Source organism: Desulfocurvus sp. (genome assembly GCF_023230885.1).
GTDB lineage: Bacteria > Desulfobacterota > Desulfovibrionia > Desulfovibrionales > Desulfovibrionaceae > Desulfocurvus.
In genome coordinates this window covers 1-13,531 of the sequence record NZ_JALNWM010000082.1, presented here as the reverse complement: position 1 = coordinate 13,531, position 13,531 = coordinate 1, and the positions used below count along the sequence as shown (strand labels likewise).

The 13,531-nt window shown below is 70.5% G+C and carries 18 protein-coding genes; 8 read left to right on the top strand and 10 right to left on the bottom strand.

Features of this window, described 5'->3' with window-relative positions; genetic code table 11:
- The 7 genes from M0P34_RS07600 to M0P34_RS07570 form a co-directional block, all read left to right on the top strand.
- A partial coding sequence (locus tag M0P34_RS07600) for a phage regulatory CII family protein (RefSeq protein WP_291498075.1) occupies positions 1-480 on the top strand: 480 nt, incomplete at its 5' end.
- A 183-nt stretch (positions 481-663) separates the two neighbouring features.
- Positions 664-897 (top strand): hypothetical protein, encoded by a 234-nt coding sequence (locus M0P34_RS07595; RefSeq protein ID WP_291498073.1) that lies wholly within the window; start codon positions 664-666, stop codon positions 895-897.
- On the top strand, positions 897-1,169 hold the full coding sequence (locus M0P34_RS07590) for a hypothetical protein (RefSeq protein WP_291498071.1): 273 nt from the start codon (positions 897-899) through the stop codon (positions 1,167-1,169). The genes M0P34_RS07595 and M0P34_RS07590 overlap by 1 nt, the downstream gene beginning before the upstream one ends.
- Entirely contained in the window at positions 1,166-1,318 is a 153-nt protein-coding gene (locus tag M0P34_RS07585; protein ID WP_291498069.1) for a hypothetical protein, read from the top strand. The genes M0P34_RS07590 and M0P34_RS07585 overlap by 4 nt, the downstream gene beginning before the upstream one ends.
- Complete coding sequence (locus M0P34_RS07580; RefSeq protein ID WP_291498067.1) at positions 1,311-1,676, top strand: hypothetical protein; 366 nt, start codon at positions 1,311-1,313, stop codon at positions 1,674-1,676. Before M0P34_RS07585 ends, M0P34_RS07580 begins: the two co-directional genes overlap by 8 nt.
- Before the next feature lie 31 nt (positions 1,677-1,707).
- Positions 1,708-1,971: a hypothetical protein gene (locus M0P34_RS07575; protein ID WP_291498066.1), complete on the top strand. Its 264-nt coding sequence runs from the start codon at positions 1,708-1,710 to the stop codon at positions 1,969-1,971.
- 2 nt (positions 1,972-1,973) lie between these two features.
- Positions 1,974-2,192 carry a hypothetical protein gene (locus tag M0P34_RS07570; protein WP_291498064.1) on the top strand — a complete coding sequence of 73 codons (219 nt, stop codon included), beginning with the start codon at positions 1,974-1,976 and terminating at the stop codon, positions 2,190-2,192.
- 12 nt (positions 2,193-2,204) lie between these two features.
- Here the strand turns inward: M0P34_RS07570 and M0P34_RS07565 are convergent, their stop codons facing one another.
- Entirely contained in the window at positions 2,205-2,336 is a 132-nt protein-coding gene (locus M0P34_RS07565) for a hypothetical protein (RefSeq protein WP_291498062.1), read from the bottom strand.
- A 161-nt stretch (positions 2,337-2,497) separates the two neighbouring features.
- Here M0P34_RS07565 and M0P34_RS07560 point away from each other — a divergent pair, with 161 nt between their 5' ends.
- Complete coding sequence (locus M0P34_RS07560; RefSeq protein ID WP_291498061.1) at positions 2,498-2,812, top strand: helix-turn-helix domain-containing protein; 315 nt, start codon at positions 2,498-2,500, stop codon at positions 2,810-2,812.
- Here M0P34_RS07560 and M0P34_RS07555 read toward each other — a convergent pair.
- From M0P34_RS07555 to M0P34_RS07515, 9 genes are all read right to left on the bottom strand, one after another.
- On the bottom strand, positions 2,739-3,941 hold the full coding sequence (locus M0P34_RS07555) for a site-specific integrase (protein ID WP_291498059.1): 1,203 nt from the start codon (positions 3,939-3,941) through the stop codon (positions 2,739-2,741). The two genes, M0P34_RS07560 and M0P34_RS07555, sit on opposite strands and share 74 nt — an antisense overlap.
- 322 nt (positions 3,942-4,263) lie before the next feature.
- Positions 4,264-5,331, bottom strand: a complete 1,068-nt coding sequence (locus M0P34_RS07550; RefSeq protein ID WP_291498057.1) for a peptidoglycan bridge formation glycyltransferase FemA/FemB family protein — start codon at positions 5,329-5,331, stop codon at positions 4,264-4,266.
- A 507-nt stretch (positions 5,332-5,838) separates the two neighbouring features.
- On the bottom strand, positions 5,839-6,666 hold the full coding sequence (locus M0P34_RS07545; RefSeq protein WP_291498055.1) for a class I SAM-dependent methyltransferase: 828 nt from the start codon (positions 6,664-6,666) through the stop codon (positions 5,839-5,841).
- Between the two features lie 576 nt (positions 6,667-7,242).
- Positions 7,243-7,854: a class I SAM-dependent methyltransferase gene (locus M0P34_RS07540; protein ID WP_291498054.1), complete on the bottom strand. Its 612-nt coding sequence runs from the start codon at positions 7,852-7,854 to the stop codon at positions 7,243-7,245.
- On the bottom strand, positions 7,851-8,741 hold the full coding sequence (locus M0P34_RS07535) for a metal ABC transporter permease (RefSeq protein WP_291498052.1): 891 nt from the start codon (positions 8,739-8,741) through the stop codon (positions 7,851-7,853). The genes M0P34_RS07540 and M0P34_RS07535 overlap by 4 nt, the downstream gene beginning before the upstream one ends.
- Positions 8,742-8,748: 7 nt before the next feature.
- Entirely contained in the window at positions 8,749-9,567 is an 819-nt protein-coding gene (locus M0P34_RS07530; protein ID WP_291498050.1) for an ABC transporter ATP-binding protein, read from the bottom strand.
- Positions 9,564-10,403: a zinc ABC transporter substrate-binding protein gene (locus M0P34_RS07525; protein WP_291498048.1), complete on the bottom strand. Its 840-nt coding sequence runs from the start codon at positions 10,401-10,403 to the stop codon at positions 9,564-9,566. Before M0P34_RS07525 ends, M0P34_RS07530 begins: the two co-directional genes overlap by 4 nt.
- A 16-nt stretch (positions 10,404-10,419) precedes the next feature.
- Positions 10,420-11,487 carry a methyltransferase dimerization domain-containing protein gene (locus M0P34_RS07520; RefSeq protein WP_291498046.1) on the bottom strand — a complete coding sequence of 356 codons (1,068 nt, stop codon included), beginning with the start codon at positions 11,485-11,487 and terminating at the stop codon, positions 10,420-10,422.
- A 12-nt stretch (positions 11,488-11,499) separates the two neighbouring features.
- The gene (locus tag M0P34_RS07515; protein WP_291498044.1) at positions 11,500-13,434 is read right to left on the bottom strand and encodes a TonB-dependent receptor plug domain-containing protein; all 1,935 of its coding nucleotides are present in this window, start codon (positions 13,432-13,434) and stop codon (positions 11,500-11,502) included.
- Between the last annotated feature and the right edge of the window lie 97 nt (positions 13,435-13,531).

The following is a 13,531-nucleotide window of genomic DNA, read 5'->3' as shown; positions in this document are numbered from 1 at the left end:
GGAAAACGCACCATGCCCCTGAAGCTCGACAAGCTGAGCCTGTACGACGCCATCCAGCTCTCCGTGGGCCGCTCCGGCAAGACCCGCGACGAGATCGCCGCCGAGGTCGGCTGGGCCGCCTCCAACGCCAACCGCATCTTCTCCTCCGAGAACTACTGGCCGAGCCTGCCCACGGTGGCGCGCTTCTGCGTGGCCTGTGGCAACACGCTGCTGCTGGACTGGCTGCACACGCAGGTGCGCCTGGGCGGGCTGCGCTTCGACCCCGAGCCCATGGACGCCACCACGCTGGTGCTCTCCATGGGCCGCATGTTCCGCGAGCTGGGCGACGTGGCCCGCGTGGGCGAGCGCAGCGTGGCCGACGGGACCATCAGCCCCGACGAGGCGCGCAGGCTCATCCGCGAGCTGCACGGGCTCATGGAGGAGGTCACGGCCACGCTCTCCGGGCTGCACGCCGTGCATGACGAGGCCCTGCACCGCTGATCCTGGTTTGTTGCCCCGGGGGAGGCTGATCCCCTCCAAAGCGGGGAGGCGGGCCGCCCCCCTCCGGTCGGCCTCCCCGCATCCCCCGGCGCAACGAGCCCCTTGCACCTCCACAACCAGGGGGCGCGGGCCGTGCAGGCGCAAGCCCCGGCCCCGCCCCCGCAACCCCCGAAGGAGGACGCCATGGACCCTGTGCAACGATTCAAGCGGGCCATCGACGAGGCGCGCGGCGCGGCTCTGGCCCTGGGCGGGCACCGGCGCTTCGGCGCGGGCGAGAAGGGCGACGTGCTGCACGCCCTGGTGGTGCTCGAAGGGGTCTGCAAGCGCCTTGGGGCGCCGCTGCTGCCCGCCCCCGGGGCGCAGGCCGGGCGGGAGCGCGGCGGCATGGACCGCTCGCTGCCCACGGGGGACCGCTGATGCTGGCCGCGCACTGCGGGCCCGATGCGGCCCAGGGCCCGGGCCAGGATTTGGCCCTCCTGGCGGCCTTGGTCCCCGTTCCGCATCCGGCCCTGCCCGGCGCGCCATCGGCCCTGCGGCCCGTGCGCCTGGAGCTGACGGCGGAGAACCGCCACGGCGAGCTGGTGGCGCGGCGCATGGAGCTGGCCCCGGGGCTGCGCGCCTTTGCCTGGCTGCTGCGCGATCTGCGCCGTTGCGGCTACCGGGGCGTGGTGCTGCGGAGGGTCGGGTGACGGCCCCGGCCTGGTGGGACGTGGAGACCGCCTGTGTGGCCGGGACGCTGCTCATGATTTTGGGGACGCTGGGCGTGGCCCAGGTCGTGGTCTGGCTGGCGGAGCTGGCCGCGCGCCGGGCCCGGCGCCGGGAGGCCCGGCGTGGATAGTTTCGGGCGGACGCTGCTGGCAGGGCGGATGCTGCTTCAGCCCGTGGAGAACGTGGCGGCGGCGTTGATCCTGGCCGAGGCGGGGTGCGCCCTGTGTACGAACCTGGACGGGCTGCCCCCGGAGCCGCAGGTGCCCCGGGCGCCGGGGCGGGCGGCGCGGGAGACGAACATGACGGCTGAGACCATCGCGCGCCTGGAGCAGGAGCGCGGGCACCACGAGCGGGAGATGCGCAAGCGCGAGGACGCCATCAGGGCCCTGCGAGCCTGCTGCGCCCACGAGTGGGAGCCCGATGGCCACGATTCGCACCACGACTACCGGAAATGCCGCGTCTGCGGCCTGCGCGAGTGCTGCCGCTAGCCTGGGCCGCGAAGGCAAGGAGGGAGGAACGATGAAGATGCTTTTCACGACCAGCGGCATCCGCCGCGCGGCGCGCGGGGCGCGGCTGGCCCTGGACCCGGGGCTGGCCGAGCGCGAGATGCGGGCCGTGGCGCTCAGCGCGGCCATGACCGCCCAGGCCCTGGCCGACGCCCTGCGGCATTTCGGCGGCGAGCCCGGCGAGGCCAGGGGCCAGCGCCGCCGGGCGGAGCTGCTGGCCGCCGAGCTGGGCGCCCTGGAAGGGCTGTGCGGCGAGGCCGCGCGGCGCAGGGGCTGACCATGCTGCGCCCGGGCATGGACGTGCTGCTGCAACGGGGCAGGCGGGTGGCGGCGGTGGTGCGGGTGCATCGCCACGACGACCGGGGCTTCTGGATCGGCTTCCAGCACATGGGGGGGCGCATCTGCCCCGACCATCTGCGGACTTTTCGCGGCCCCGAGGTGCGCGCCGTGCGCCGGGCCGAAGGTTTCCAGACGGTGCTGCCGGGGTTGCTGGGCTGAGCACCGGGCAGCTCATTTGCCGTCCTTGTTCCGAATGGCGGCCAAGGCGGCAACGGCAGCGACAATGGCCGCCAGCGCGGCCACAAGGGCGACGACAAAGCCCATGGCTTGAAAGATGAGGGTCAGGGTTTGGTACGAGTCCATAGTTCCTCCGGGTTTTCGGCTTGAAAAGCGAATTCGAGGAACTGCGTTCCGAGCATACATGCCCATGTTTGCTGTTGGCGAGGGAAGATTTGGGTGCAAATTTCCCCCAATGAATACAACTATTGATATTGCAATTATCGATTGAGTAGGAGGAACCACGGATGCAATCGGAGATCATCGTGCTGCCGCTGGCGCAGGTGCGGGACGTTGTGGCCGAGGCCGTGCGCGAGGCCGTGGGCGGCGTGGCCCTCGGGTCGCGCGAGGGCAGGGCGCTGGACGCCCTGCAACGCCGGGAGGCCCTGAGCGACAAAGAGGTGGAGCAGCTCTACGGCATCAAGGCCGGGACGCTCCGCAACTGGCGCTCCCAGGGGCGCGGGCCGTCCTTCGTCAAGGACGGCAAGGTCATCCTGTACCGTCGAAAAGATCTCGAAGCGTATCTGCAAGGGCGGAGGGTGAAGACCTATGACCAGCGGTGAGCGCGTCGCCGTTGAATGCGGCCTCGATGATGGCGGCGCTGCGGCGCTGGCGGTTGGGGCACAGGTGGGCATAGCGCCGGGTGGTTTCCTCCTCCGCGTGGCCCATGAGCTCGCCGATGTCGTAGAGCGGCACGCCCGCCTGCGCCAGCCAGCTCCCGAACGTGTGGCGCAAGGTGTGGAAGACCACGCGGGCGCGGGCGTCCTTGATGCCTTCGTTGAAGCCCAGGGCGTCCACGGCGCGGTTGAAGGTCATGCTGACTTCGCGCAGCAGGGCGCCCGTGCGCGCGGTGAACACCGGGCGGCCCGGTGCCGCGCCCTGGTCCGCAAGCATGGCCCGGACGCTGGGCGTCATGTACACCGTGCGGCCTTCGGCGTTCTTGCGCGAATGCAGGACGTGGATCTCGCCGCTGTCCAGGCGCAGGTCGTGCCCGTGCAGGGCGAAGATTTCCCCGGCGCGCATGCCCGTGTGCAGGCTGAGCAGGCTGATGCGCTGCCACTGCACGGAACGGCGCCCGAGCTCGGCCAGCAGCAGGGTGACCTCCTGGGGCGTCAGCCAGCGGTGGCGGCGGTTGTCGAACTCGGGCATGTCCACCTTGTCCGTGGGCACGCGCCCGAACCATTGGTCCCAGGCGATCATCTTGCGGTAGACGCGCCGGACCTGGGCCAGGGCGTGCTTCACGCTCTGCGGCGACTGCCCGGCGCGCTGCATGTCCTGCTTCATGCGCTCCAGGTCCAGGGGCGTGATGGCGGAGAGCGGGGTGTCCGCGAAACGCGGGGCCAGGTGCGCGTCATAGCGCGAGTGGTCGGGGTGCTTGCGCGTGGATGCGTGGGCGGGCGCGAGCTGCTTCTCGTAGTAGAGCGCCCACGCCTGGCCGAAGGTCAGCTCGCGCGACCGGCGGCGCACGGAGGGCATCTCGCCATGACGCAGGGCCCGCAGCCGCTCCGCGCGGATCTCCGCCGCCATGGCCGCCGTGTAGCCCTCGGACTTCCAGCCGATCTTCTCCCACACGAAGCGCCGGTCCGGCTGCCGGTAGGAGATGTCGTAGCATTCGTCGGGGCGGCCCTGGAAGCGGCGGGTATCGCTCCTGCGGGCATAGACGCCGGTGAATTTGGTTTTCTGCCTGCCCATATTTTGCTAGCCTATTGCGAGCCAAAAAACGGTTTTGCTAGCCTCCTGCTAGCTGGGAACGTGACGACGCGTGTTTGTCCTTTACAGAAACAGCCTTTATTATGCAATGGTTATGACTGTATTCCTGCAAACGCCCGCGCGTGTGATTCCCGTATAGTCAGCCTCCGGAGCCAAAGGCCACAGGTTCGAGTCCTGTATTGCCCGCCATATTTGGCAGCGGTTTACGGCATAACCAGCCGTAGACCGCTGTTTCTTTTGGGGTATTTCCCCTCGGGGTTCGGCCTTGCCCGGGGCTGGGCGGGGGCGGGGCTGGGCGGGGGGCTTATGCCCCCACGTCCAGGCGGGCGAGTTTTTCGGCGGTGCGGAAGTCGCGGTAGGCTTCGTGGTCCAGGGGATAGTCCCAGGAGCCGCTGCGGTATTCGATCCTGCCGCCGAAGCCGGTCTTGAAGCGGTAGAGGCCGTGGAAGGGGTGTGTGGGGTCGTCGCTGGGGGAGACGGCGCCCATCTCGTAGCTGCGGCAGCCGCGCCGCTTGGCGTGGAGCATGGCCTCCCAGTGCATCAGGCTGGAAGCCATGAGGTTGCGCTTGATGTTGCCCGAGGCGCCATAGAGGAAGTTCGCCGCGCCCTCGGCGATGCCGACGATGGCCCCCGCGAGGATGTCCGCGCCGTGGCGGGCGAGCAGGAAGAGCAGCTCCGTGTGCCCGGGGCGTGCCAGCAGGCCGTGGAACATGGCCGAGAAATGGCGCAGGCTGCACGGCGTGAAACCGTTGCGGCTGGCCGTCTGGCGATAGAGCGCGTGGAAATCGGCCAGGCTTTCGGGGCCGCCGAGTTCCACCACCACCCCCTTGCGCCGGGCCAGGCCGATATTGTAGCGCGTCTTGGGTTTCATTGCGTCGAGAATGGCGTCCTCGCCGGGGCCGATGTCCACCACCAGCGAGCTGGCGACGGTCAGGTCCTCGAAGGATTTGCGCAGGTTCCAGTGCTCGGTGCCCATGTTCATGCGCATTTCGCGCACCCGGGCCTCGGGGAAGGCGCGCAGGCCGCTCTCGCGAATGTCGTCGGCGTAGGGCGACGCCCAGGGCAGGTCGTAGCGGATGAAGGCCACCTCGGGCCCGAGGCTTTTGGCCAGGGCCAGGGAGAAGCGCTCCAGGAAGACGCCGTAGTCCTCGGCGGGCGGGGCGTACTCCGGGCCCTGGGGCACGACGGCCACGGCGCGCCCGGCCCAGCGGCGCAAGAGCACGAGCACGTCGCCCCACGGCCCGGCGGTGATCAGGTCGAAAGCCAGGGGCTTGAGGCCCAGGCGGGCCTTGACCTGCGCCCAGTAGGCCGTCTGGAAGAAGATGTCCGTGGGCAGCAGCGCCGCCGTGGATTTCGAGGCGATGTCGAGCATGTCCTGATTCCTTGATCCTGTTTGTCGTTGCCGCGCTGGGCGGGGGCGCGGTGGGGCGCCCGGCGCCGCGCGGGCCGGGGATAAAAAAAGAGGGGGCGCACTGGAAACGCCCCCTCGCAACCATACGGTTTTGTGGGCGCTTCTATGTGACCTTGGCGGCGCGCGACAGGGGCGCCGGGGTCGTGGCGGAAAGCGTGGAGTACAGTGTCATGGGCCGTTTGCTACTCTTTTTTTTCATCTACTGGTCTTTTTGTAGGCGCGGGACAGCCGCGTTCCGGAAAGAGCCATAGCCCGGAAGCGCGCGGGAGGCAACCGCAAAAGTGCGCCTCAACCCGGAGGCGCTGTTTTTGGAGGGGCCGGTGGCGTGTTGGTCTGGCTGCAAGAGTCCGTGGGGGGAAGATCTTGGGGCGAAGTGTCGCGCGGGCGCGGTGCGCGGGCGGGGGGCACGGTCGCTGCGCGCGGGCCGCGGGGCGGATGGCTTCCGGCGCCCGCGGCCTGCGCAGTCGGCTAGCCCGCGGCCTGCGCCGCCTGGTAGTGCAGCATGCGGAACGCCCTGGCGAAGGGCGGCAGCAGGGCCATGAGCCGCGAGGTGAAGTCCCAGCGGTGCCGCTCCTTGTCCATGTAGTATTCGACCTGGCGCAGGGTCAGGTTGGGGGCCCATTGCTGGAGCTGGGCGTTGTCGTCCAGGCCCCAGCGGAAGCGGGCGTTGGTCTTCTTCACCGTGTCGTGGCGCGACGACAGCCGGCACCCGAAGCTGGAGCACGCGTCGAAGGCCAGCTCCCCGGGGGTGAGGATGCTGGCCAGGGCCTGGATCAGCGGGCGCATCTCCTGCGCGCTGAAGTACATGAACACGCCTTCGGCCAGGACCAGGAAGCGCGCCTGGGGATGGTTCTCCCGGATGGAGCGCATCCAGGATGTGTCGAACATGGATTGGTGGATGGATATGTTGCGCCCGTCGGGGGGCAGCAGCTTGTCGCGCAGTTCCATGACCTCGGGCAGGTCGACGTTGTAGAACACGCCCTTGTCCGCGCCCACGCGGTGGGCCCGGCTGTCCAGCCCGCAGCCGACGTTGACCACCACGGGGTCGGCGTTGGCGTCGATGAAGCGGCGGGTCACGTCGTCGAAGAAGCGCACGCGGATGCAGGTGCCCACCTGGCTGCGCGTGGCCTGGTCGTATTTGGAAAAGTCGTAGTCCACGGCCTCGACGATGCGGCAGGCCTCGGGATCCTCGATGATCCTGTCCGTCCTGCGGGTTTCCAGGCAGCGCATGTACAGCGGAATGAACAGGGTGTCCGCCACGGTGTCGGAAATATTCACCTTGATGGTCTTGTGCATGGTCCCCTCGTGGTGCGCGCCCGTCCCGGGCGGGGCCGGGCGGCGCGGGGCGCGCCGGTTGCGGGAGCCCCTGGGCGGCGGTCCGCGCGGGGCGGAGCCGGGCGGGCACGCGTTTTCGCCCGGCTCGCAGTGAGATTGAAATTCAAAATCATCAAAGTCAAGTGTTTTCGAATCCGTTTTGCCCGTCGCATGGTTCGCGGCGGAACGGGTGTGGATGTGTTGCGGGAGGGGGCGCCGGGAGGGCAGGGCCGAACCGGAGTCCGCCGCGCCGGGGGGCGGGGATGTGCCGGGCGCGGGCGCGTGGCGAAGCCCGCGCAGCCGCGTGGGCGAAACAGGCCCGGAGCGCGGGGGGCGTCCGGGCTTGGGCCGGGATGGCCGCAATGGCTGCCGGACAAAGGGCGCCGGAGGGATGCGGGGCGGGGGTGCCCGCGCCGGGAGCCGGGGGGCGGGGGGCGCCGGACAAAAAGGCAGAGGCGGAAAGCTGGCGGGCGCGGCCCGTCGCGGCCCGATTTCTTTTCGCCCTCTCCCGCGCTTCCTGGCCCCCGGCCCGTACCCTGGCCCCCGGCCCGTGCGCGGCTATTTCACGGCGTGCAGCAGGTAGCCCAGGGTGGCGTCGTCGGAAAAATACTCGCGGCGCAGGCCCGCGGCCGTAAGCAGGGCGTCCATGGCCTCCAGGTCGGGCAGCATGTCCTGCTCGACCACCGTGCCCGCCTTGCGGTGCACGTCGTTGATGGCCGCTCGGTCGCGGAAGTGCATGACCAGCAGCGCGCCGCCCGGGCGCAGCACGCGGGCGACGAAGGCCAGGGCGGCGGCCTTGTCCTCGTAGTGGGGAAAGACCTGGTGGCAGACCACGAGGTCCATGCTGGCCGGGGCAAGGGGCAGGCGCTCCATGGCCGCGAGGCTCACGGTGGCCTGGGGCAGCCCGCCCAGGCGCTCCCTGGCCGCCGCGCACATGCGCGGGCTGATGTCGCAGGCGTGCACCGCGCCGTGTTCGCCCACGGCCCGGGCCAGGATTTCGGTCAGCCTCCCGGTGCCGCAGCCGGGCTCCAGCAGGGTGCGGCCCGCAAGGGGCCCGGTGCGTGCGAAAAAGCGCTCCAGCTTGGGGGCGTGGTCGGCGCCGTAGGGCGCGGCGGCCCAGGGCGCGTCGGCCTCGACATCGAAAAAGGCCACACGGGGGTTGGCGGTCATGGCGTGTTCTCCCGCGCCTTGTCGCGGGCGCTCACGCGGCCGGAGAAGGCGGTTTGCAGACGGTGCAGGAAGGAGGCCGCGCGCGGCGACTTGGGCGAGAGCAGGGTGGCGGCCACGAAGATGCCCGTGGACAGCAGCACGATCATGGCCCCGGCCGGAACGTCGAGCACGGTGGCCAGCAGCAGCCCGCCCCAGCTCGACCCCACGGCGAACAGGCAGGCCAGGACGAAGATGCGCTTCAGGCTGTAGGAGAGCTGATAGGCCGCCGCCGCCGGGTTGATGATCAGCCCGTAGATGAGCAGCCCGCCGATGCTGCGCAGCGAGGCCGCCACCGCCGCGCCCACGGAAAAGAGCATGGCGTAATAGACCAGCGTGGCGGGCACGCCCACGGCCAGGGCCACTGCGCGGTGGCAGAGCACGGCCTGGATCTCTTTGAAGAAGAGCGCGAGCCCCAGCAGCAGCGCCGCCGTCACCGCCGCCAGGACCTTGATGTCGAACCAGGTGGCCGTGAGGATGCTGCCCCAGAACAGGTCCAGGGCCTCGGTGCGCGGGCCGGTCATCAGCCCGAGGAAGAGGAAGGCCAGCCCGAGCATGGTCGAGAAGAGGATGCCCACCACCGTGTCGGGCGCCACGTCGGCTTTGTCCGTCAGCGGCCCGAGGATGCCGGCCACCAGGAAGCTTGTGAGGAACGCGGGGCCCAGCGGGCCCGCGCCCAGCAGGATGCCCAGCAGCGCTCCGGCGAAGGCCGCGTGGGCCACGCAGATGCCGATGGCCGAGATGCGCATGGTGACCACCAGCACCCCGGTCAGGGCGCAGGCGATTCCGCCCAGCAGCCCGGCCAGCAGGGCCTTGTGCATGAATCCGTATTGCAGCAGCGACCAGTCCATGACGCCCTCAGCCGATGATATGGTCGCGCCCGCCGTGGCGCACCACATGGATGGGAATGTTGTACAGGGCCGACAGCCGCGCGCCGTCCACGGCCTCCCGGGGGCTGCCGCTCCAGGTGACGCGCCCGGCCTTCATGTAGGCCACGCGCGAGCACACGGCGGGCAGGGTGTTCAGGTCGTGGGTCACGATGAGGGTGGTCAGCCCGAAGCGTTCGTGCAGCTCCTGGATCAGGGCCAGGATGCCGCGCTGGGCCTGCCAGTCCAGGGCCGCCGTGGGCTCGTCCAGGAGCAGGATCTCCGGCTCCTGGAGCAGGGCGCGGGCGATGGCCGTGCGCTGCTTCTCGCCGCCGGAGAGGTGCCCGAGGGGGCGGCGGGCCAGCTCCGTCAGCCCGACCAGGGCCAGCAGCTCGTCGGTCCGGCGCCGGGCGGCGGCCGGTACGCGCCGCAGCGGCCCCACGCGCCCGAAGCAGCCCGTGAGCACCGACTCGCGCACGGTGATGGGCAGCAGGGGGTCGATCTCCTGGAGCTGGGCCACATAGCCGATGCGCTTGCGCAGGTCGCCGACGGTGGCCGGCGTGAGCGGCCGCCCCAGGACCTCCGCCCGCCCGCCGACGATGCGCGCCAGCCCGTTGAGCACGGTGAGCAGCGTGGTCTTGCCCGCGCCGTTGGGGCCGATGACGCCCAGAAACTCGCCCCGGCGCATGCTCAGGCACACCTCGCGCATGGCCACATGGCGCCCGTAGGCGGCGGAAACGTTGTCCAGCCGGACGGCCAGGCCGTCCGGCGCGGAGTCTGGCGCGGGGTGGGGCCCGCCCTGGGGGGTCACGGCCGGGGCTCCCCGGCTGCGGCCAGGAGCAGGCGGGCATTGGCGCGCAGGGCGTCCTCCCAGGTGTCCGCGCCGTCCAGGGCGCCGGGGAAGCTGGTCAGGTCGATCTGGCGGGCGCCCAGCTCCTCGGCAAGGCCCCGGCCCGCACCCACGCCGCTTTGGATGTTGTCGATCACCAGGCTGACCCCGGCGGCGCGTCCGGCTTCGAGCAGCGCGGCCACGCGCCCGGGCGTCAGCTCCTCGGGGCGGCCGTAGGTCATGGCCACCTGGAGCCCGGCCCAGCGCGCCAGGGGCGCCTGCAGGGCCGAGCAGAGCGCCGCGGGCCGCGCCGCGTGCAGGGGCGCGAAGGCGGCCAGCAGCTCTTGCTCCACGGCCTGGATGCGCGCGGCGCGGGCCTCGGCCCGGGCGCGGACATGGCCGCTCCAGGCCGGGAAGCGCCGCTGGAGGGCGTCTTGCACCGCGCGGGTCAGGGCCAGCTGCCCCGCGGGCAGCATGGGGTTTTCGGGCTCGGGCAGGTAGTCCGCGTCCAGGGCCTCGTTTTGGGCGGCGCGCAGCAGGTTGCGCATGGCGGCCATGTCCTTCTGCCACTGGTGCAGGATCACGGCCCGGGCGTCCTGGACCAGGGCCAGGTCGCCGGGCTTGAGGTCGAAGTGGCCGGGGCAGGCGCCGCCCGGGATGAGCACCCGGATTTCGGCGCCCTGGGGGCACAGGTCGCGCAGCACGTCGGCCACCAGGGTCGTGCCCGCCAGGATGCGCGGCGGCGCTTCGGCCCGGGCGGCGCTGGCGCAGGCAAGGATCAGGCAGAGGCACAGGGCGGCGGAAAGGCGCGCGGACACGGAGAACCTCCGGAGGCTAGCGTTTGCGGCCGATGAGGAGCTGGCTGTCCAGCCGGTCGCCGAACTTGTCCAGGTCCGGCGAGGCGAACTGGCGGGCTTCGAGCTGGGCCAGCAGCTCGTAGCGCTCCAGGAAGAAGGCCAGGAACTCCTCGCGGGCCATGTCGCCCGCGAAGCGGTAGACGTTGGGGCCCTTGTCGATGCCCGGGAAGCGCGTGAGCAGCCAGTCCAGGTCCACCAGGGGGCTCTTGGAGCCCTCGCCCGTGTTGTAGTAGGCGTGCTTGGTCACGAACAGGCCGCCCGGGGCCAGGGCCTGGTGGATGCGCTCCAGGATGCCCCGTTGCTTGCCCCAGGGGCTGTAGGAGAAGAAGATCAGGTCGTAGCCGCCGCCCCAGTCGTCGCGCACGAGGTGCCCGGGGCGGAACTCCATGCGCTGGTAGCCGAACTCGCGGGCGAAGGCCTCGAAGACGGGCTGGGTGCCCGGGGTGTCGAGGACCACGGCGCGCAGCCCGGGGTTGAGCTCGCACAGCGACCAGGCGTGCAGCCCGTGGCCGCCGCCCAGGTCCAGGGCCAGGCGGGCCTGGGCGAACCCCGGGGCGGCGGCCACGGCCCGGGCGCAGGCGCGGATCTCGCGCAGCAAGCCCTCGCGGCCCAGGGCGTCGATGAAGTTGCCCTTGAAGACCTGCTCGCGGGCCATGTCCACCGGGCCCTGGCGCAGCAGCTCCGGCAGCCTGCGCCACAGGTCGAAGCCCTCCTCCATGCAGCGCAGCACCTCGCCCTGGTACAGGCTGGAGCGCGGGTCGAGGAAGGCGGCGGCCAGCTCCGTGCGCCGCCAGCCCCGGGGCTCGCGGCGCAGCAGGTCCATTTCGCCCAGCAGGGCGCACAGGGCCCGGGTCAGCCCGGGGTCCAGGCCCAGCTGCCCGGCCAGGGCGTCGGCGTCGCGGGGGTGCTCCAGGTGTTCGAAGAGCCCTGCGTCCAGTGCGGCGCGCAGGGCGTGGAAGCGCTTGATGCCCCCGGAGGCGGCGCGCAGCTGTGCATAGAGCTGCGCGCCGTCCGCCGCGGGAGGGGTTTGGGTGCTTGCGGGCATGCGGTCCCCTGGCTAGAAGGTGAGCTTGGCCCCGAGCATGCCGTTGATGCCGGGCATGGGGTAGTCGGGCCGGTAGGCGTATTCCTCGTCGGTCAGGTTCTGGACGAGCAGGAACAGCTCGCCCCGGGCGTCCCACTGCGCAAGCTCGAACTCCCAGCCCAGGCGGGAGTTGACCAGGAAGTGGCTGCCCACGCGGCTCGTATTCTGGTCGCCCACCTTGCGCGCCTGGCGCAGGGCGTACATGCCGTCCACATACTCGCAGTCCGCGCTGAGGGTGAACTTTTCCAGGAAACGCCAGTTGAAGCCGCCGCTGACGGAGGTTTCGGGGGCGTAGGGCATGTCGTCGGGGGTCACACGCTGCACGGTGAGCCCGGCGAACAGGGACAGCTCGGGCAGCGGGTTGACCCGCACCGAGGCCTCCATGCCCCGGATGTCGAAGTCCTCGGTGTTGGTCCACGTCGGGGGGAAGGGCGGCAGCACGAAGGAATAACGGTTGTTGCCCTTGTCCTGGTAGACGGCGAGGTCGACCACGGCGAGGTCGCCGAAGCGGTGGCTCAGGCCGACCTCGTAGTGCATGACATCCTCGGGATCGAGCTGCTTCCATTTGCTGGCCGGGAAGACGATGGCCACGTCCAGCCCGGGGTAGTTCACGCCGCGCGCGACGTTGACGCGCAGGTCGGTGTCGTCGTGGCCGACCACAAGCCCGGCGAAGGGCGCCAGGCGGTTCTCGAACTGGTTGTGGAGGTAGCCCCGGGCGCCGATGGAGGGCGTGGCGTGCCAGCCGTCGCGCTCGCCAAGGGCGCGGCTCACGGCCAGATAGGGCATGGTCAGGGCGAACTGCGGGGTGTTCAGGGTGTTCTCGGTGCCGTTGAAATAGTCGTAGCTGACGATGCTGTCCCACCATTCCTGGTCCAGCCCGAGCAGCAGCTCGCCGCCCTGGGCGAACTCGACGATCTCTTTGGCGTGCATGCCGAAGTACCAGAACTCGTTGCGGTTCTTCTTCACCCCGCCGGGCACGTTGTCGCTCCAGACGCCTTCGCCGCCGTTGGCGAAGAACTTGATTTCGCCGTGGGCGCCGTCGGTCTGGTTGCACAGGGTCAGGGCGGCCATGCGCGCCCGGGTTTCGTAGCGGCCCTCGGAGACGCCGCCGGGCGTGTCGGGGCCGGGGTCGTCGGCGTAGTTGTCCATGGCCAGGGCCAGGAGCCGGGCGGTCCAGGTGTCGTTCAGGCGCAGGCCCATGTTCGCGAAGCCCGAGGTCAGGCGGCCGTCGGCGTTGTCGCGGTGGCCGTTGGAGTAGCGGAAGCTCTCGCCCAGCTGGTAGTCGAAGTCGCCCACGCGGCCCGCGTGGCTCAGGCTCTGGGCCACGGTGCCGAAGCTGCCCCCGGCGGCGGATACGGTGGTGCTGAAGCCCTCGTCGGTGTGCTGCCGGGGCACGATGTTGATGGCGCTGAAGGTGTTGCCCACGGTCTGGGGCTGCGGGCCCTTGACGACCTCGATGGCCGAGGCCATGTCCGCGGGCAGCAGGTCGAGCAGGGGGTGGCTCCACGGGCCCATGTACATGGGCACCCCGTCGATATAGGTCTTGATTTCCGAGCCCGGGCGGGTGGAGCCCATGCCGCGCACGAACACCGCGCCGCCCTCGGCGCCGCCGAAGGAGCCCACCTGGTTGTAGCGGGTGATGGTCACGCCCGGGGTCTTGCGCAGGGCGGAGCTGATGTCCACCGCGCCCAGGCGCTCGATCTGCTCCTGGCCGACCACCGTGGTCAGGGCCCCGAAGCGGTCCACCATGTTGTTTTCGATGATGGGGCTTTCGATGACCACCATCTCCGGCAGGCGCAGGGCGGGCTCCCGGCCCTGGGCGTCGGTTTGCCCGTCCTGCGCGAAACCCGGCCCGGCGGTGCCCAGGGCCAGGGCCAGCGCCGCCAGCATTGCGAGAACCCGTTGCATGTTTGCCTCCGTCATGATGATTTGTTTTCCGTGCGCGACGAGTAGCACCAAATTTAATCTCATGCAACGAAAACGGGATTGATTGTAGATATTGTTT

What these genes read in the sequence shown, in the direction of transcription:
- M0P34_RS07520 (WP_291498046.1), bottom strand. Translation starts at nt 11,487, where the DNA reads ATGCCCGCAAGCACCCAAACCCCTCCCGCGGCGGACGGCGCGCAGCTC.
- M0P34_RS07575 (WP_291498066.1), top strand. Translation starts at nt 1,708, where the DNA reads ATGAAGATGCTTTTCACGACCAGCGGCATCCGCCGCGCGGCGCGCGGG.
- M0P34_RS07560 (WP_291498061.1), top strand. Translation starts at nt 2,498, where the DNA reads ATGCAATCGGAGATCATCGTGCTGCCGCTGGCGCAGGTGCGGGACGTT.
- M0P34_RS07595 (WP_291498073.1), top strand. Translation starts at nt 664, where the DNA reads ATGGACCCTGTGCAACGATTCAAGCGGGCCATCGACGAGGCGCGCGGC.
- M0P34_RS07540 (WP_291498054.1), bottom strand. Translation starts at nt 7,854, where the DNA reads ATGACCGCCAACCCCCGTGTGGCCTTTTTCGATGTCGAGGCCGACGCG.
- M0P34_RS07590 (WP_291498071.1), top strand. Translation starts at nt 897, where the DNA reads ATGCTGGCCGCGCACTGCGGGCCCGATGCGGCCCAGGGCCCGGGCCAG.
- M0P34_RS07570 (WP_291498064.1), top strand. Translation starts at nt 1,974, where the DNA reads ATGCTGCGCCCGGGCATGGACGTGCTGCTGCAACGGGGCAGGCGGGTG.
- M0P34_RS07555 (WP_291498059.1), bottom strand. Translation starts at nt 3,941, where the DNA reads ATGGGCAGGCAGAAAACCAAATTCACCGGCGTCTATGCCCGCAGGAGC.
- M0P34_RS07535 (WP_291498052.1), bottom strand. Translation starts at nt 8,741, where the DNA reads ATGGACTGGTCGCTGCTGCAATACGGATTCATGCACAAGGCCCTGCTG.
- M0P34_RS07550 (WP_291498057.1), bottom strand. Translation starts at nt 5,331, where the DNA reads ATGCTCGACATCGCCTCGAAATCCACGGCGGCGCTGCTGCCCACGGAC.
- M0P34_RS07515 (WP_291498044.1), bottom strand. Translation starts at nt 13,434, where the DNA reads ATGCAACGGGTTCTCGCAATGCTGGCGGCGCTGGCCCTGGCCCTGGGC.
- M0P34_RS07545 (WP_291498055.1), bottom strand. Translation starts at nt 6,666, where the DNA reads ATGCACAAGACCATCAAGGTGAATATTTCCGACACCGTGGCGGACACC.
- M0P34_RS07565 (WP_291498062.1), bottom strand. Translation starts at nt 2,336, where the DNA reads ATGGACTCGTACCAAACCCTGACCCTCATCTTTCAAGCCATGGGCTTT.